The organism is Shimia sp., from assembly GCF_039969785.1.
Classification (GTDB): Bacteria; Pseudomonadota; Alphaproteobacteria; order Rhodobacterales; family Rhodobacteraceae; genus Shimia.
On sequence record NZ_JBDVNC010000004.1, the window covers coordinates 125,682 to 142,461 of the forward strand.

Genomic DNA, 16,780 nt, shown 5'->3' on the forward strand with positions numbered 1-16,780 from the left:
GACGACATGATTGATTTTCTGGTAATTGGCGGCGGCATCGCTGGCACGTCCGCTGCGGCCCGCCTGTCTGAACTGGGGCATGTCCAGTTGTTGGAGCGTGAAACCGCATTGGGGTATCATGCCTCGGGGCGTTCTGCCGCCTTGTTTGAATCCAATTATGGACTGCCCAGCACGGTCGCGCTGAGCAAAGCCAGCGCAGATTTTCACGCCAACGCCTATGGCGGTTTTCTCAGCCCGCGGGGATTGATGTTTGTCGCCCGTGCGGACGAACCCGAAGCTTTCGCCAGAGCGTGTGACGAATTTCACGTCTCACCTGTGCCGATGGAGCGCGCGATTGACCTTGTGCCCATCCTCAACCCCGAAACCGTCGGGCTCGCGGCTTATCACGAGGCCGCTTATGACATCGATACAGACCTGCAAATTCAGACCTTCGCCCGCATCACCCGCGACAATGGCGGCAAGGTCCTGACAGGTCAGGACGTGACCAACATCACCCGCACCGCCGCCGGGTGGCAGGTGGCGGCCAATGGCCAAAGCTTCACCGCGCGCACCCTTGTAAACGCCGCCGGGGCATGGGTGGATCAGATCGCGGCTTTGGCAGGTATTGCACCGCTTGGCTTCACGCCCATGCGGCGTTCCATGGCGCGTATTCCCGCCCCAGGCGGACACGATGTGACGGGCTGGCCGATGATCATCGACATTCACGAAAACTGGTACGCCAAACCCGATGCAGGCAGCCTTCTGGTCTCTCCTGCCGAAGAACATCCAATGCAACCGTTTGACGCCTGGGCCGATGACATGGTTCTGGCCGAAGGTCTTGCCCGTTATCAGGAATACGTCACCACAGAAGTAACCCGGCTTGAGGCCAGCTGGGCCGGACTGCGCACCTTTTCCCCGGATCGCAATCTGGTCATCGGCCCGGCAACCGACGACCCGGCGTTTTTCTGGGTCGCGGGTCAGGGCGGCTATGGCTTTCAAAGCGCACCGGCAGCCTCTCAGCTTGTTGCCGACCTGATCGCCGGACGCCCGTCAGAACTGGACGCCCAAACGCTGAGCGCACTGTCCCCGGAAAGGTTTGCCTGATGTCCAATCTGCGCATCCCGCCAAAAATGGCCTCGGTGGCAACACCAACCTCAGACGACAAGCTGTTTTCGCCCTCTGCCGCGCGCAATACAAAAGCCATTGTCGCGTTGATGAAACAGAAAGCCCCGGCAACCGGAACTGCACTGGAACTGGCCAGCGGCACCGGCCAACATATCGTCGAACTGGCCCGCGCCTGCCCCAACCTCCGCTGGCAGCCATCCGAATTCGACAAAGCACGCCACCCAAGCATAACCGCCTATGTGGCTCAGGCCGAACTCACCAACGTTGCACCGGTGGTGGCGCTGGACGCGACCACTTCGAGCTGGGGAAGGCAGCATCACGGCCAAGACCTGATCTTTCTGGCGAACCTGCTGCATTTGATCAGCCACACCGAAGCCGAAACACTTGTGCACGAAGCGGCCCAAGCGCTGGCGCCGGGTGGAATGCTGATCATCTATGGCCCGTTCATGCGCGACAACAAGCTGATCAGCGACAGCGACGCCGCCTTTCACGCGAGCCTGCAGGCACAGGACGCAACCATTGGCTATAAGTGCAGGTCTGATGTGATCGTTTGGGGCACCGACGCATTGCTTGAGGTATCCGACATCGTTGATATGCCCGCCAACAATCTGGCCCTTTGCTGGCGCAAACCCGGTTCTGCGCCAAATTAATTGGTGAACTGATCAGGATCAAAGCTCATATTCAAATTTCATGATCTGACTGCCGGAAACACCTATAAACCGGAGCCTCACATGAGCTGGAATGACAAACTGAACGACACCCGCAACCAACTGCGCGGACTGAACAAAGCCATCCCCGACACCACCCGCGCCTTTGGCGGGCTGGGCAAAGCGGTCAAAGAAGGCGGCACGCTGGACTTCAAAACAAAAGAATTCATTGCGCTTGGGATCGCCGTCGCCATGCGCTGCGAGGCTTGTATCGTTCTGCATTGCGAGGCGCTGGTCAAAGCCGGGGCCACACAGGAAGAGGTTGGCGATGTGCTGGGCATGACCATCCAGATGGGCGGCGGCCCGTCGATGATGTATGCCGCCAAAGCACAGGAATGCTTTCAGGAGCTTTCCGCGGGCTGACATCCCTGACCAGACACCGTAAGGTCGTCTGAACACGCAAAAAAGCTAGGATTTACCGTCTCATGAAACGTTTTTTGATGCCGCTCGCGGCCCTTGCGGTCGCCGGCACACAGGCAGGCGCCGCAGGGCCCGATTTTCTCGATGACTGGGATCTGGACGCAAACGGGGGCGTCACGTGGGAAGAGCTTATTGAATTGCGCAAGCACATCTTTGAGACCTTTGACAAAGACGGCGACGGTGCCTTGAACAACGCCGAATATACCGAGTTTGACAAAGCCCGCGCGGCAACAGCCGAAAGAACCGGCGCACCTCTGGCGCTGCGCGCAGTGCACGGGTTTGGGCGCAATAACTTTGACACCAACCTTGATGGCAAAGTCACCCGCGACGAGTTTGAGGCGGGTCTGCGCCGCTGGTTCAGCGCCAATGACAAAAACGGCGACGGTATTCTGGCACCGGGCGACTACTAAAACCAACCACAGATTGGCGGCTCAATCCGGGTCGCCAACCAACACAAACGGTGCCCAATAGGCCGGGTGCTGCCATTCCGGGCGTCTTGGGTTGTCCAAAAGACTCAGAATGGCCGCGCGCTGCGCCTCTGCCATCGGCAATCCCGGCGTTGCGGCCCTGCGGGAAAACATCTCTGTCATCAAAGCCACCGCCGACTGGCTTTCCACCGGCCAATGCGACACCATCAGCGCCCGCGCGCCCGCGTATGAAAACGCCTGCGCCAACCCGGACAGGGCTTCGGCCCCCGGTTCGCCGCCCACAGCGGTGTTACAAGCCGACAACACCACAAGGTCAGCGTCCAGTTTCAATCCCGCCACTTCGGATTGCGTCAGCAATCCATCCTCCCCGTCCCCGGCTGTCAATGCCAGGGCCGGTTCGGCCAATTCGCCATCACGCACCAAATCCCCCGCAATCAACCCATGCGTGGCAAAGTACAGGATCTCGTAGTCTTGCAGGCGTTGTGACTTGACCGTGGCTTCGGTTGCCGCGCGCCCTTCAAACAACACGCCACTGTCCGGCCCCAACGCCTCAGCCACGGCGCGGACCTCATCCCGGGTTTCCGGCAGCGGTGCCAACGCGCCACGCAGCGCGCCCTGACCGGCACTTAATGAAGCGACCTGTATCGTGTCTTCGGGCCGGGCACCAAAATCCGGGTCCGCAAAGGCCAAAAGACTTTTGCGGTCCGGCTGTGTGGCCTGCGCCAACTCTGTCACCTTCAGCGCAAATGCAGACGGGATCACCGTGATCGCGTGATCGCGCACCACCCATTCAACCGTATCCCATGTTGTTTCGTCACTTAACGGCCGCTTCAGCAACAGTTGCGGCGGCAGTCCTGAAAGCGGCCCACGTAAATCCACAAACCAATGGGTTTTGTCACCGATGACATCTTCGACGGTTCCAAAGGTCATGTCATAAAGGAAGCTGGCCGCATAAAAGTTGAAACTGTCATCCTGTTCGCCGTCGTCCTCCTCATCCAGCGATTCCGCAGCCCGCAGCCCGAATTTCAAATCGATGCTTTCCCGCGTATCCGCTGCGGCCAGCCCCATATTGTGGCGCGTCGTACCGGTCAGTCGCCAGACAACACGGTCCCGCGTAACGGCAATAACGTGGTGGTTGCCGTCATCATCGTCATCAATGTCAAACAACACCAACGCCTCATGCGGCAGCAACAACCGCTGCGCCTCGCTCAGCGATAATTCCGCATCGCCCAGCATCGCAGCACCCGCTGGCTCGTTATCCTTCAGGAAAGACGTCAGTCGTAAGATTTCGGCAGCATTTGTCGCAAGGTCCGCCTGCAAAGCGCGCTCTTGCGCCGGATCGCGTTCGTTCAGTGGTAAATTGACCAATCCCGCCAGCACCTGTTGCATGGTCTGTTCCTCCCCAACCCGGTCTGTCAGTTCTCGATAAGCATCGGCCACGGCCCCGCGCCCGAATTCCAGCCGCAACCCCTGACTGCGGGCTGCCGCCTTGAACTTGCCGTTGTGGGTCAGCTGGGCAATGCGAAACGCATGCTCTGCGGCAGCATCTTCGCTTAGAACACCCGTTTCGACCGCCCTCCTCAGCGCATAATACAACGTATTGCGGCTGCCAGATCCGGCATCTTCTGCGTTCAATGCAGCCTCCAGTGCGCCGGCCGCGTCCCCCGCATCTGTCAGGATTGGGGACAAGTCCAGCCACGCTTTGCCCGCCCGTTCAGATGTTTCACCCAATGTTTTGCTGTAATACGTGGCCACCGCACGCATCTCTGCCGCTGCATCCAAAAACGCAGGGCTGCCTTTTTCTGTTGTAGTCGCCTGCAAAAGCGCCCGGCGTTCCCGCAGTAAAAACATGTGTGGGCTTTGCGTGCCGTACACCTTTTCAACACGCGGCTCCAGATCGGTCAGACTGGCGCGCATCAGATCATATTCGCCAACCCGGTACAGGTTGATCAACCGGTTCAATCCAGCATCCACAGCCGTCGGATGCATTTCGCCAAAGGCAACCTTCATACGCTCTGCCGTTTCCTGCCAATATGGCGCGGCGTCTTGCGCATATCCCGCTTCGTCCAAAAGCTGGGCCAGATCATAAGCATAAATCGCCGCCCGGCGCGGGTTCAATCCTCCCGGTCTGTCGCCAAAAAATGCCAACAGCGTTTCATAAGTCGCGACAGCCTCGTTCAGATAGCCAAGTTTATAATAAATCCCCGCCAGCGTGGCCTTCCAGATATACGTCACCTCTTCGTCCGCACCAAAGACCTGCTCGGCGTACCGCACCGCCTTTAAGGCCAGCGGCAACGCCTCTTCGGCCTCATCCAGGGTCGACAATACCCGCGCATATTCGATCTGTGCCAGCATACGACCCGGATGGGCTTCGGGGTAGTTTTCCTGCCAACGCGTATAGACATCCCGGAAATATATCCGGGCTTCGGTATTGCCATGCTTGCGCGCCACGGCCTGCGCGAATTTCAATCGCATCTCAAGCGCGACAACCGCGTTTTCACCCCAGCTTTCCTCGGCCAGCGCGATCGCCGCATCCGCAATGTCACGCGCGGCGTCATAATCGCCAGCCCGGTACACCTCTTCGAAATGCACTTTGGCCGCCTCTATTGCCTCAAACGGATCGGTGGCGTCTTGCGCCCAGACGGATGACGAAAAAACGAGACACAGCAGAAGGGAAATAAAACGCATCACAATCACTCAATCAAAAAAGCATTGCGCCATGGTGCGAAACCCATCCCCACCTGACAAGTTACAATTTGCGCAAAAAAAGGGGCCGCATAACTGCGACCCCGTCTAATTCAGTTTTTCGTCGAGTTACCCGTTGGCGCGGATGGTCTCGTTTTTGGGGTCATACGGGCTGTCACAGGTCACAACCGCATCCCACAGCTTGTCCTGTAACTTCACTTTCAACCTGGTGCCTTCCACCGCCAGTTCCGGGCGGACATAGCCCATGCCAATGGATTTTTCGAACGCCACCGAATACCCGCCTGATGTCAGACGGCCAACGCGGTCGCCCTCGGGCGTGTAAAGCACCTCGCGGCCCCACGGATCAGCGTCATCAGGTCCGTCGATCAGCAATGTGCAGCATTTCACCCGCACACCCAGCACCTGCATTTCGTCTTTGCCGTGAAACTCTTTGGACAGGTCAATAAACCGGGGCAAATCCGCCTCTGCCGGGGTCGCATCGCGGCCCAGTTCGGTGCCAAACGCGCGATAGGATTTCTCCTGCCGCAGCCAGTTCTGTGCCCGCGCACCAACCAGCTTCATGTCGTGTTTCTCGCCCGCACCGACCAGCAAATCCCAGAGATAGTTCTGCATTTCAATCGGGTGGTGCAGCTCCCAGCCCAGCTCTCCGGTATACGCCACACGGATCGCATTGACCGGGCACATGCCCAGTTCAATCTTGCGCGCACTCAGCCATGGGAACCGCTTGTTGCTCAGCGCTGTTTCGGGATCGGCGTCGTTGATCACCTCTTTCAGCACGTCGCGCGATTTCGGTCCGGCAATGGCGAAAACACCCCATTGCGTGGTCACATCTTGAATTTCGATGTAGCCAAATTCGTCCATCTTGTCTTCGGCGGCCTTGCGCAGGAAATCGGCGTCATATTCGGTCCAAGCGCCTGCTGAAACGAGGTAATAATTGTTCTCACCATTGCGCACGATGGTATATTCGGTGCGCGTTGTGCCGGCCGCTGTCAGCGCATAGGTCAGGTTGATCCGCCCCACTTTGGGCAGCTTGTTGCAGGTGAACCAGTCCAGAAACTGTGTCGCGCCGGGGCCTTTGACCACATGTTTGGTGAACGCTGTGGCATCCACCAGCCCAACGCCATTTCGGATCGCCTTGGCCTCGTCCACAGCATATTGCCACCAGCCACCACGCCGGAACGACCGCGCATCGAGATCAAAGCTTTCAGCCGCACCAACGGGCCCATAATAGTTCGGGCGTTCCCACCCATTCACCCAGCCAAACTGCGCGCCCAGCGCCTTTTGCCGATCATATGCAGGTGCCGTGCGCAACGGGCGGCAGGCCGGGCGCTCTTCGTCCGGGTGATGCAGCACATAGACGTGATCATAACATTCTTCGTTCTTGCGCGCGGCGAACTCGGTTGTCATCCAGCTTTGCGAATAGCGTTTCGGGTCCAGAGACGCCATGTCGATCTCGGCCTCGCCGTCGACCATCATCTGCGCCAGATAATACCCGGTGCCCCCCGCAGCGGTGATGCCAAAGGAGAACCCTTCGGCCAACCACATATTGCGCAGCCCCGGTGCCGGACCAACCAGCGGGTTGCCATCCGGTGTGTAACAGATCGGGCCGTTGAAATCGTCTTTCAGACCCGAGTCCTCGCAGGACGGCACGCGTTCTGTCATCGCCATGTATTGTTCGGCAATGCGATCCAGGTCGAGCGGGAACAGATCGGCGCGAAAGCTGTCGGGCACACCATGTTCAAACCGCGCAGGAGCCCCATTTTCGTAGATGCCGAGAATCCAGCCACCGCGTTCTTCGCGTGCGTATGATTGTGCGTCGGCGTCGCGCACAACGGGATGCTCAGGGTTGCCGGCAGCGCGGTATTTGACCAGCTCAGGGTCCTGATCCATCACGATAAATGTATGCTCAACCGGAACCGCAGGCATTTTGATGCCCAGCATGTCGGCGGTACGCTGTGCGTGGTTGCCAGAAGCGGTCACAACGTGTTCAGCCGTGATGACGATCTGTTCGTCGCCGGGAATAAGGTTGCCGCCTTTTTCCACCATTTTAGTACAGGTCACTTCCCAATGCGTACCGGTCCAGTGAAACGCGTCGGCCTGCATTTTGCGCACAATCTCAACGCCACGCTGGCGCGCGCCCTTGGCCATCGCCATGGTCACGTCAGCCGGGTTAATGTAACCGTCTTCGGTGTGATAAATCGCCCCCTTCAGATCATCGGTGCGGATCAGCGGCCAGCGTTCTTTGATCTGGTCAGGGGTCAGCCATTCATAAGCCACATCGCAGGTTTCCGCAGTCGAGGCATAAAGCATGTATTCGTCCATGCGTTCATCCGTCTGCGCCATGCGCAAATTGCCCACCACAGCAAACCCGGCATTCAGCCCGGTTTCTTCTTCCAGTGTCTTGTAGAAATCCACGGAATATTTGTGGATATGGGTGGTCGCATAGGACATATTGAACAGCGGCAATAATCCGGCCGCATGCCATGTCGACCCGGACGTCAGCTCGTCCCGCTCGATCAGCATCACATCATCCCAACCGGCTTTGGCCAGATGATACGCAATTGACGTTCCGACGGCACCGCCACCAACAACCAACGCTTTGACTTGAGTTTTCATGTCCGGGCGACTCCCACTAAATTATCTTGTGGGCAATCTGACAAATCCTGACCAATCCCGGCGGGTCCATCCGACCGAATTTCGGACAAAACCGACCAGATACGCCAGAAAGCGCACAATGCATCGAATTATTGATCGAATTTGCGGGTCAGGGCGTGGGCAATTCCGTTGTCACAACCGGATCTGACGGGATCAAAGGCGTTGTCGCAGTCTGCTGAACCGTGCGCGCCTGATAGGTCGCGCCTGCAACCACTGCCAATGCCACAAAAATGAACGGTGCTACACGCCCCATATCAATCTCCCGTACCTGTCTCCCCGCAGACGACCCTGACGCACAGACCGGACGGAATTTGGCAGGATTTGCGACCATTTGCGGGCATGATGTCGCAAATCCGGGGCCCATCCGTAAATTTCTTGCCGCAGCGCGGCGTAAACTGCTAAGAAAATGCGCACAGAAACTGGGGAAATGCGCGAAAAATGAAGATTTGCAGAACCGTCGCAGAGTGTCGGGCGGCCATTGGCGAATTTCGCAAAGCGGGAGAGACCGTCGGCATGGTGCCCACAATGGGGTTTCTGCATGCCGGGCACATGTCGCTGGTTGCACTGGCCAAATCCCGCGCCGACCGGACCGTCGTGTCCATTTTCGTAAACCCAACCCAGTTTGGTGACTCCGCTGACCTTGATGCCTATCCACGCGACGAAACCCGCGATCTGGAAATGCTCAGGGCCGCGGGCGTTGATCTGGTGTTTATGCCCGATGTCGACACCATGTACCCGCCGGGCGACGAGACCATTGTCGAGACGACGCGCCTTGCCAACATAATGCATGGTCAGGTCCGTCCAGGGCATTTTCGCGGCGTCACAACCGTGGTCTGCCGCCTGTTCAACATCGTCCAGCCAGACACCGCTTTCTTTGGCGAAAAGGACTATCAGCAATTGCAGGTGATCAAGCGCATGGTGGCCGACCTGCACATGCCGGTCAAAATCATCGGCGGTACCACGGTGCGCGAACCTGACGGGCTGGCCATGTCATCGCGCAACGTCCGCCTCAGTGCGCCGGATCGTGCGGCGGCGCTGGTATTGTCACGCGCGCTGAACAAGGCCGAGACGATCATGACGCAACACCCCACTCAAAGGGCCCTGCGCGAAGCCATCGTCAGCGTTATCGCGTCAGAGCCACGCGCCGCGCTCAAAGGGCTGGACATCGCCGCTGCTGAAAGCCTCACTGAAATTGACGGGCCGCTGACCGGCCCGGCTGCCATCATGCTCTCCGTTGCTTTCGGAGACATTCTTTTGATTGATCAAAGGGTCGTCACACCATGAGCAAACAAACCCCCATCCGCCGGACCACCGTGCCCCAGATCGCCGCGCGCAAAGGCGGCGAACCGATTGTGTCGCTGACCTCGTATCACGCGCACACAGCGGCCATTGTCGACAAATACGCCGACTTCATTCTGGTGGGCGACAGCCTCGGTATGGTCATGCATGGCATGGAAAGCACCGTCGGCGTGCCGCTTGATCTGATGATCATGCATGGCAAGGCGGTGGTGCGCGGCACTAAAAAGGCGCTGGTCGTGGTGGACATGCCGTTTGGCACCTACGAAGAAAGCCCCTCCATCGCGTTTCGCAATGCGGCCAAAATCATGAAGGAAACCGGCTGCGGCGCGGTCAAGCTGGAAGGCGGCGCGCGCATGGCAGACACCATCCGCTTTCTGACCGAACGCGGCATCCCGGTGATGGCCCATATTGGCCTGACACCCCAGTCCAGCAACGTCATGGGCGGGTTCAAAACCCAAGGCCGCGACGAAGACGACTGGCCCGTACACGAAGCCGACGCCAAAGCGGTGACAGATGCGGGTGCCTTTGCCATTGTGCTCGAAGGCATGGTGGAACCTCTGGCTGTGCGCATCACCAAACAGGTGGCAATCCCCACAATCGGCATTGGTGCCAGCGCCGAATGCGACGGTCAGATCCTCGTGCTCGAAGACATGCTCGGCCTGAACGAATGGACACCGAAATTCGTCCGCGTTTACGGCGATCTTGGCCCCGCCATCGAACGCGCCGTCAGCCAATACACCGACGAAGTCAAAGACCGCAGCTTCCCCGGCGAGGACGAAGTCTATCGCTGACACACGTTAGGGGCCGAAACACAATCTGATTTGCGCGCACGAGGGAGAATAGGCACGAACTGTGGTCTCGATCACAGATCGTGCCCACCAATAATCATTCCAATATCTTACCCGGGTTCATGATGTTATCCGGGTCGATGGTTGTTTTGATCGACGCCATTACATCCACCGTCCCCCCCAGCTCGCGCCGCAGATAGGCCTTTTTGCCTTGTCCGATCCCATGTTCACCGGTGCAGGTGCCCTCCATCGAGATTGCCAATTCATTCAACCACGACACAAACTCGCTGGCCCGCGCAACCTCTTCGGCGTCATCCATATCGATCAATGGCAAGGCGTGAAAATTTCCATCCCCGACATGCCCCACAATAGGCGCCAGCAATTTCAGCTCCGCCGCCTTGCTCTGGGCCGCATTCACGCATTCCGCCAATCGCGAAATCGGCACGCACACATCGGTCGAAATACCCTTAGCCCCGGGACGCAGCCCCAGGGACGCCCAATACATGTCATGGCGCGCCTGCCACAGCTTGTTGCGATCCTCTGCCCTGGTGGTCCATTCGAACCCCGTGCCGCCAAACTCGTCCGCGATGTCACCAAACATCTCGGCCTGCTCCGCAACTCCGGCATCGGACCCGTGAAACTCCAGCAGCAACAGGGGCGTTTCGGGCAGGTCCAGCTTGGAATAGGTGTTGGCCGCTCCGACGCTCAGTTCATCCAGCAATTCGATCCGGGCAACCGGAATGCCATATTGAATCGTCGCCATGACCGCCTGACAGGCCGCGTCCACGGTCTTAAACGAACACCGCGCCGAAGACATGGCCTCGGGAATTCCCTGCAATTTCAACGTGATCTCGGTGATGATGCCCAATGTGCCCTCAGATCCGATCATCAACCGCGTCAGATCATACCCCGCGCTGGATTTTTTGGCGCGGCTCGCTGTTCGGATCACTTCGCCCGACGGCAGAACCACCTCCAGCGACAGGACATTGTCCTTCATTGTGCCATAGCGCACCGCGTTGGTGCCGCTGGCCCGGGTGGATGTCATGCCCCCCAAAGACGCATCAGCCCCCGGATCGATCGGAAAGAACAGCCCCTGATCGCGCAGATAGGTGTTCAACTGGCTACGTGTGATACCCGGCTGCACAACACAATCCAGATCCTCAGAATGCACCGCCAACACCGCGTTCATATCCGACATATCAATGCACACGCCCCCCGCAGGCGCATTGACATGACCCTCCAGCGACGTGCCCGCACCAAAGGCAATCACCGGCACCTTATGGGTCGCGCACACTTTGACGATCTCTGAAACCTCTTGCGTCGTTTGCGCAAATACCACTGCGTCCGGCGCTTGATTGCGGATCCATGTGGTCGTGTGGGCGTGCTGTTCGCGAACCGCCTGCCCGGTTTGGAGTTTTTCCCCAAACCGTTGTTTCAGAATGCCAATCGCCGCAACGATACCCTCTTCGTTGCGCGGCAAATCCACTGGGTTGGACATTATTGCTCCCTCAATCCTGTCGTCGAATATTTGTTATTGCGCCAAGTTAGCCTGCGTCATTCGCCAAAAGCCACACCTTCACGGCGCGGATCAGCCCCGCCACTCAGATGGTCGCCAACCGAAATCGCATGCAGGCCAGAGTTCAGGCCGCGTTGCTTGACCTCAAACCCCAGCGCCTCAAGCGGTGCAACCAGTTCGTCGGTTTCGACATCATATGCGCCAAACCGGTTCACCCGATGCGGCATCGACACGGCCTGTTGCACATCCATGCCCCAGTCCAGATGCGCGATGATCGTCTTGGCCACATAGCCAATGATCCGACTGCCCCCGGGCGAGCCTACAACCAGAACCGGCTGGCCGTCTTTCAGAACAATGGTTGGTGCCATGGATGACCGCGGGCGTTTGCCCGGTTCAACCCGATTGGCCACAGGCACGCCGTCGCGATGCGAGCGGAATGAAAAATCGGTCAATTCGTTGTTCAGCAAAAAGCCCCCCACCATGACCCGGCTGCCAAAGCCGTTTTCGATGGTGGTCGTCATACTCAATGCGTTGCCATACTGATCCACAATCGAGATATGTGACGTTGATGGCAGCTCGATCGCGTCATCATCCGCCCAGATCAACGCGTGGTCGAACTCGGGTGTGCCCGGTGCAACGTCGCTCAGCGCGTCGTCCCGTTTCAGCAACTCTGAACGTGCATTCAGATAATCATCTGCCAACAATCCCTGCACCGGCACCGGCACAAAATCGCTGTCCGCCATATACCGGCCCCGGTCTGCAAACGCCAACCGCGACGCATCCCCGATCAGCCGCCATGCCTGCGGATCATCTGCCCCCATCGCGGCCAGATCAAACGGTTCCACCAGCCCTAAGATCTGTCCAACTGTCAGCCCGCCTGACGACGGTGGCCCCATGCCGCACACATCATGGCCTTTGTATTCCAGACAGGTCGCGGGGCGTTCCTTAACCTGGTACAGCGCCAAATCCACATCTCTCAGCACACCTGGCAGCGCGGCACCCCGCACGGCGGCAACGATATCTGCGGCAATGTCGCCTGTGTAAAACGGCGCGGTTCCGTGCTGCGCGATCTGGCTCAATGAGTGTGCATAAGCAGCGTTTTGCAATGTATCCCCTGCTGCAACAGGCACCCCTCCGGGCAGGAAATAGGCGGCGGTTGTGGGATGTGTGGCCAAACGTTCCGCGTCACGCGCAACCGAGTCTGCCATGCGTGGCGACACTGTGAACCCGGCCTCAGCCAAGCCAATGGCAGGCGCCAGCAAATCCGGCCATTCAGACCGCCCCCAACGACGATGCGCCTCTTGCATCAGTTTTGGCGTGCCCGGCACCCCCACTGACAGACCGCCAACCACAGCGTCAAAAAATTTCAGCGGTTGGCCCTCTGCGTCCTGAAACAATCTCGGCGACGCCGCCAAAGGCGCGGTTTCGCGCCCATCCAGCGTGGTGACTGCGCCGCTTTGTGCGTCGTACCAGACAAGGAAAGCCCCCCCGCCCAACCCAGAGCTTTGCGGCTCAACCAGCCCCAGCACAGCCTGAACCGCGACCATCGCATCTGCCGCCGTGCCGCCGTTGCGTAGCACATCGGCGCCAACCTCAACCGCCAGTGGATTGGCGGCGGCAACCATCCAGTTCTCAGCCTTAAACGGAACGCCTGAATCCTTAGCCTGTTGCGCAGATTTCAGCGCCTCGGGCACAATTTCCCCCAGAACAGACGCCGCCTCGGGTGCAACTGCATCCGCAGCCTCTTGCGCCCAAACGGTCCCTGCCACGCCAAGCCCTAAGGTTAATGTCAGTGTCAAAAACGGTGCCGTCTTCAAATGTCTCATGCGATTCCCTCTGCGCGAATTCGTGAACCTTAGGTCAGCCATCCACATTCGCCAAACCCGACAATGGATAATCCGCCAAAACGTGATGCACCGCCCGCTCTGGCGTGAGAACAGACTCAAACAAGCTGAAACTCTGCACATCAACCCGACAGGCCGGGTCCAGCCCGGCATCAGCAACAAACCGGCTCAGCCGGGCTTGTTCCGTGTCCTGCAAAACCCGGCCAAACCGGGCCGGTGTGACATGGGGACGAAAACGTCGGCGCTCTAACGTCAACCCGGCCAACCGAGCAGCACGTCGCACGCCATCATGCAGTTTTGCCAAACCGCCTGATGGCTCTGCCCGCAGACACAACACCCGAGGCGCGCGCCCGCCCATAATCTCTAACCCTTTCAGATCAAAAGAAAAGGGTGGAACAGACAGGCCCACAAGAGCTTCGTGCAAACTTTCCAGATCACGTTCGCTCTGATCGCCCAGAAACGCCAGGGTCAGATGCAGATTGTCCACCGACACACGCCGCCCAACCGGCACGCGCGCCTGCAATTGCGCGATTTGCGCGCTCAGGTCCGGACTTAGATCAATGGCCACAAAGGCCCGCATCCGCCCCCGCGATCACAGCATCGCCGGAACCACAAGATCCGGCGGGCGGTGGCCATCGTCAAAGGTTTTGATGTTGATGATCACCTTCTCGCCCATCTCGATCCGGCCTTCGACCGTGGCCGAGCTGATATGAGGCAGCAACACAACATTGGGCATCTCGCGCAGATCGGGGTTCACTTCGTTGCCGTGCTCAAACACATCCAACCCGGCCCCGGCGATCTCGCCCGCCTTCAACATCCGCACCATCGCGTTTTCGTCGATCACTTCGCCGCGTGACGTGTTCACAATCACAGCACCTGTTTTAAGCAATTTCAGGCGACGCGCATTTAGCAGATGGAATGTCGACGGCGTGTGCGGGCAGTTGACCGACACCACATCCATGCGCGCCAGCATCTGATCAAGGCTTTCCCAATATGTCGCCTCGTATTGTTCTTCGATCTCGGGGCGCAACCGGCGGCGGTTGTGATAATGTATCTGCATGCCAAACGCCTGCGCGCGGCGTGCAACGGCAGTACCGATCCGGCCCATGCCCAAAATGCCCAGCCGTTTTCCGCTGACCCGACCGCCCAGCAATGCCGTGGGCGCCCAGCCATCCCAGGTACCGCTTTGCATGCGGTTCAGACCTTCGGGAATACGGCGTGTCACGCTCAGGATCAGCGCTGTGGCCATATCCGCCGTGTCATCCGCCGACACACCCGGCGTGTTGGACACCAGAATACCCCGCTGACGGGCGGTAGAGACGTCAATATGATCCACACCCGCACCGTAATTGGCGATCAACTTCATGCGCTCGCCTGCCTGTGCAATCAGCGTGCTGTCGATCCGATCTGATAACGTCGGCACCAGAACATCCGCGTCCCGAACTGCCTCAACCAGCTCTTCGCGCGACATCGGCGCGTCATCATCCCTCAGCTTAACGTCAAAAAGTTCGGACAGTCGGGTTTCGACATCTTCCGGTAAGCGTCGCGTAACGACAACACTCAGACGTTGCTTTGGCATGCAGGGCCTCCCAATACTTTTCAAATCAGCGCGTTGGTGCCACACTGCCTGACACACAGACGGGGCACAAGAACCCGCGAGACATTCAGAGCATAAAATCAGGCAAGATACGCGCAATGGGGACAAAGACGCTTTTCAGCATAGCCGCCGCAGTGATTGTGGCGCTTTGTGGAGCCGCAGCAGCGGAACAGGCACGTGGCCCGGTCACGAACCTGCCAATGCCGCGCTATGTATCGCTCAAGGCCAACAAGGCCAATGTGCGGCGCGGCCCGTCGCTGACCCATCGGATCGACTGGGTGTTCAAACGCAAAAACATGCCGCTGGAAATCACCGCAGAATATGGCCACTGGCGTCGCGTGCGCGACATCGAAGGTGCGGGCGGCTGGATACATTATTCGCTTCTGTCGGGCGCGCGCACCGTGATCATTGAACGGGATATGATGCCGCTGAACATGCGTCCGGAACCAGAAACACCGATGATTGCGCAGCTTGAACTGGGCGTTGTCGCCCGATTGCAAGAATGTCGCCCCGATTGGTGCCGCGTGAATGCCGCCGGTTACAAAGGCTGGGCGCGCAAGTCTGATCTTTGGGGTGTCAAAGCCGAAGAACTGCGCGACTGACGGCGCACGCAGGATGCGCGCCGTCTGATCACAGCCCCAAAGTCATGTTCGCCGCTTACTGAGCCGCAGCAGCCGCCGCCCGAATGGCGCGAATATTGTCGCCATAGACATCCGCTTTGTCGACACTGCCACCTTTGAACACAGCAGACCCGGCCACCAGCACATCTGCCCCGGCTTCGGCCACCAAAGGCGCCGTTTCGGTGGTCACGCCGCCATCGATCTGGATGTGAATCTCACGATCCCCGATCATCTGGCGCAGCTTGCGGGTTTTTTCGACACCCGAATGGATAAACTTTTGTCCACCGAACCCGGGGTTCACGGTCATGATCAGAACCATATCAGCCAGATCCAGAACATGTTCGATGCTCTCCAGCGGTGTTCCGGGGTTCAGCGACACCCCCGCCTTGACCCCTTGCGCCTTGATCGCCTGCAACGTGCGGTGAATATGCGGACCAGCCTCAACATGGGCGGTGATCATATCTGCACCTGCTTCGGCGTAGGCCTCGATATACGGGTCCACCGGCGCAATCATCAAATGCACATCCATGAACGTCTTCACATGTGGGCGAAACGCCTTAACCGCGGGCGGGCCAAAGGTCAGGTTCGGCACAAAATGCCCGTCCATCACGTCGACATGCACCCAATCGGCACCCTGTTCTTCGATGGCTCGAATTTCCTGCCCGAAATTGGCAAAATCTGCGGACAGGATCGATGGGGCAATCTTGATATTGCGATCAAAGGACATGCGCGTTCCCTTTCAGTTGAACACCGCCAGATCTCTGGCAGACAGCGCCATCTTCAGGGTTGAAAACGGGCATAAGACAAGGCCCGAACCATCCCACACTCAGGGCGATTCGACGTTTGTGCGGAAAATGCGGGGGCAAAGGGAAAAGTGCAAACAGAATTGCCGCTGACCAGCCTGTGCGCTCGTTTTCACTCTGCTTAAATTTTGATCGCACCAGCCAACACTGCCCGCTTACTGGTCGCTTTTGCCCGAAAAAGCCTAATTTTCCGGCAGCTTATCTTCGAACTGTCACATCGCCCTGCCATGGTCCAAGCGAACCACAGGAGAGTCGCCATATCCGCGCTTGCCGAAATATCCCTTCCGGCCACA

At 58.6% G+C, this 16,780-nt stretch carries 15 protein-coding genes; 7 read left to right on the forward strand and 8 right to left on the reverse strand.

Annotated features, from left to right (window positions below; all coding sequences use genetic code 11):
- Positions 1 to 6: 6 nt before the first annotated feature.
- From ABJI08_RS00990 to ABJI08_RS01005, 4 genes are all read left to right on the forward strand, one after another.
- Complete coding sequence (locus ABJI08_RS00990) at positions 7 to 1,083, forward strand: FAD-binding oxidoreductase (protein ID WP_348399959.1); 1,077 nt, start codon at positions 7 to 9, stop codon at positions 1,081 to 1,083.
- On the forward strand, positions 1,083 to 1,754 hold the full coding sequence (locus ABJI08_RS00995; RefSeq protein ID WP_348399960.1) for a DUF938 domain-containing protein: 672 nt from the start codon (positions 1,083 to 1,085) through the stop codon (positions 1,752 to 1,754). Before ABJI08_RS00990 ends, ABJI08_RS00995 begins: the two co-directional genes overlap by 1 nt.
- Before the next feature lie 81 nt (positions 1,755 to 1,835).
- Entirely contained in the window at positions 1,836 to 2,174 is a 339-nt protein-coding gene (locus ABJI08_RS01000) for a carboxymuconolactone decarboxylase family protein (protein ID WP_348399961.1), read from the forward strand.
- Positions 2,175 to 2,236: 62 nt separating this feature from the next.
- Entirely contained in the window at positions 2,237 to 2,641 is a 405-nt protein-coding gene (locus ABJI08_RS01005; RefSeq protein ID WP_348399962.1) for a hypothetical protein, read from the forward strand.
- Between the two features lie 21 nt (positions 2,642 to 2,662).
- On the opposite strand, the gene ABJI08_RS01010 is transcribed toward ABJI08_RS01005, so the two are convergent.
- The 3 genes from ABJI08_RS01010 to ABJI08_RS01020 form a co-directional block, all read right to left on the reverse strand.
- Positions 2,663 to 5,347: a CHAT domain-containing protein gene (locus tag ABJI08_RS01010; protein WP_348399963.1), complete on the reverse strand. Its 2,685-nt coding sequence runs from the start codon at positions 5,345 to 5,347 to the stop codon at positions 2,663 to 2,665.
- 126 nt (positions 5,348 to 5,473) lie between these two features.
- Positions 5,474 to 7,981, reverse strand: a complete 2,508-nt coding sequence (locus ABJI08_RS01015; RefSeq protein ID WP_348399964.1) for an FAD-dependent oxidoreductase — start codon at positions 7,979 to 7,981, stop codon at positions 5,474 to 5,476.
- Between the two features lie 148 nt (positions 7,982 to 8,129).
- On the reverse strand, positions 8,130 to 8,273 hold the full coding sequence (locus ABJI08_RS01020; protein WP_348399965.1) for a hypothetical protein: 144 nt from the start codon (positions 8,271 to 8,273) through the stop codon (positions 8,130 to 8,132).
- Between the two features lie 185 nt (positions 8,274 to 8,458).
- Between ABJI08_RS01020 and panC the strand changes: the two genes are divergently transcribed.
- Both panC and panB read left to right on the forward strand, forming a co-directional pair.
- The gene (gene panC / locus ABJI08_RS01025) at positions 8,459 to 9,304 is read left to right on the forward strand and encodes a pantoate--beta-alanine ligase (RefSeq protein ID WP_348399966.1); all 846 of its coding nucleotides are present in this window, start codon (positions 8,459 to 8,461) and stop codon (positions 9,302 to 9,304) included.
- On the forward strand, positions 9,301 to 10,110 hold the full coding sequence (panB, locus tag ABJI08_RS01030; protein WP_348399967.1) for a 3-methyl-2-oxobutanoate hydroxymethyltransferase: 810 nt from the start codon (positions 9,301 to 9,303) through the stop codon (positions 10,108 to 10,110). The genes panC and panB overlap by 4 nt, the downstream gene beginning before the upstream one ends.
- A 94-nt stretch (positions 10,111 to 10,204) precedes the next feature.
- On the opposite strand, the gene ABJI08_RS01035 is transcribed toward panB, so the two are convergent.
- The 4 genes from ABJI08_RS01035 to ABJI08_RS01050 are packed head-to-tail and all read right to left on the reverse strand — an operon-like array spanning position 10,205 to position 15,046.
- Positions 10,205 to 11,605 carry an FAD-linked oxidase C-terminal domain-containing protein gene (locus ABJI08_RS01035; RefSeq protein WP_348399968.1) on the reverse strand — a complete coding sequence of 467 codons (1,401 nt, stop codon included), beginning with the start codon at positions 11,603 to 11,605 and terminating at the stop codon, positions 10,205 to 10,207.
- Positions 11,606 to 11,661: 56 nt separating this feature from the next.
- The gene (ggt, locus tag ABJI08_RS01040) at positions 11,662 to 13,449 is read right to left on the reverse strand and encodes a gamma-glutamyltransferase (RefSeq protein ID WP_348399969.1); all 1,788 of its coding nucleotides are present in this window, start codon (positions 13,447 to 13,449) and stop codon (positions 11,662 to 11,664) included.
- Between the two features lie 34 nt (positions 13,450 to 13,483).
- On the reverse strand, positions 13,484 to 14,035 hold the full coding sequence (thpR, locus tag ABJI08_RS01045) for an RNA 2',3'-cyclic phosphodiesterase (protein ID WP_348399970.1): 552 nt from the start codon (positions 14,033 to 14,035) through the stop codon (positions 13,484 to 13,486).
- A 24-nt stretch (positions 14,036 to 14,059) separates the two neighbouring features.
- A complete protein-coding gene (locus tag ABJI08_RS01050; RefSeq protein ID WP_348399971.1) occupies positions 14,060 to 15,046 on the reverse strand; it encodes a D-glycerate dehydrogenase in 987 nt (328 codons plus the stop codon).
- Between the two features lie 116 nt (positions 15,047 to 15,162).
- Here ABJI08_RS01050 and ABJI08_RS01055 point away from each other — a divergent pair, with 116 nt between their 5' ends.
- The gene (locus ABJI08_RS01055; RefSeq protein WP_348399972.1) at positions 15,163 to 15,666 is read left to right on the forward strand and encodes an SH3 domain-containing protein; all 504 of its coding nucleotides are present in this window, start codon (positions 15,163 to 15,165) and stop codon (positions 15,664 to 15,666) included.
- Between the two features lie 55 nt (positions 15,667 to 15,721).
- On the opposite strand, the gene rpe is transcribed toward ABJI08_RS01055, so the two are convergent.
- Positions 15,722 to 16,411, reverse strand: a complete 690-nt coding sequence (gene rpe / locus ABJI08_RS01060; protein ID WP_348399973.1) for a ribulose-phosphate 3-epimerase — start codon at positions 16,409 to 16,411, stop codon at positions 15,722 to 15,724.
- Between the last annotated feature and the right edge of the window lie 369 nt (positions 16,412 to 16,780).

Excerpts from the sequence above, each read along its gene's own strand:
- ABJI08_RS01015 (WP_348399964.1), bottom strand. The coding sequence starts at position 7,981 with ATGAAAACTCAAGTCAAAGCGTTGGTTGTTGGTGGCGGTGCCGTCGGA.
- ABJI08_RS01035 (WP_348399968.1), bottom strand. The coding sequence starts at position 11,605 with ATGTCCAACCCAGTGGATTTGCCGCGCAACGAAGAGGGTATCGTTGCG.
- ABJI08_RS01010 (WP_348399963.1), bottom strand. The coding sequence starts at position 5,347 with ATGCGTTTTATTTCCCTTCTGCTGTGTCTCGTTTTTTCGTCATCCGTC.
- ABJI08_RS01055 (WP_348399972.1), top strand. The coding sequence starts at position 15,163 with ATGGGGACAAAGACGCTTTTCAGCATAGCCGCCGCAGTGATTGTGGCG.
- ABJI08_RS01050 (WP_348399971.1), bottom strand. The coding sequence starts at position 15,046 with ATGCCAAAGCAACGTCTGAGTGTTGTCGTTACGCGACGCTTACCGGAA.
- panC (WP_348399966.1), top strand. The coding sequence starts at position 8,459 with ATGAAGATTTGCAGAACCGTCGCAGAGTGTCGGGCGGCCATTGGCGAA.
- rpe (WP_348399973.1), bottom strand. The coding sequence starts at position 16,411 with ATGTCCTTTGATCGCAATATCAAGATTGCCCCATCGATCCTGTCCGCA.
- ABJI08_RS00990 (WP_348399959.1), top strand. The coding sequence starts at position 7 with ATGATTGATTTTCTGGTAATTGGCGGCGGCATCGCTGGCACGTCCGCT.
- ABJI08_RS01000 (WP_348399961.1), top strand. The coding sequence starts at position 1,836 with ATGAGCTGGAATGACAAACTGAACGACACCCGCAACCAACTGCGCGGA.
- ggt (WP_348399969.1), bottom strand. The coding sequence starts at position 13,449 with ATGAGACATTTGAAGACGGCACCGTTTTTGACACTGACATTAACCTTA.
- ABJI08_RS01005 (WP_348399962.1), top strand. The coding sequence starts at position 2,237 with ATGAAACGTTTTTTGATGCCGCTCGCGGCCCTTGCGGTCGCCGGCACA.
- ABJI08_RS01020 (WP_348399965.1), bottom strand. The coding sequence starts at position 8,273 with ATGGGGCGTGTAGCACCGTTCATTTTTGTGGCATTGGCAGTGGTTGCA.
- ABJI08_RS00995 (WP_348399960.1), top strand. The coding sequence starts at position 1,083 with ATGTCCAATCTGCGCATCCCGCCAAAAATGGCCTCGGTGGCAACACCA.
- panB (WP_348399967.1), top strand. The coding sequence starts at position 9,301 with ATGAGCAAACAAACCCCCATCCGCCGGACCACCGTGCCCCAGATCGCC.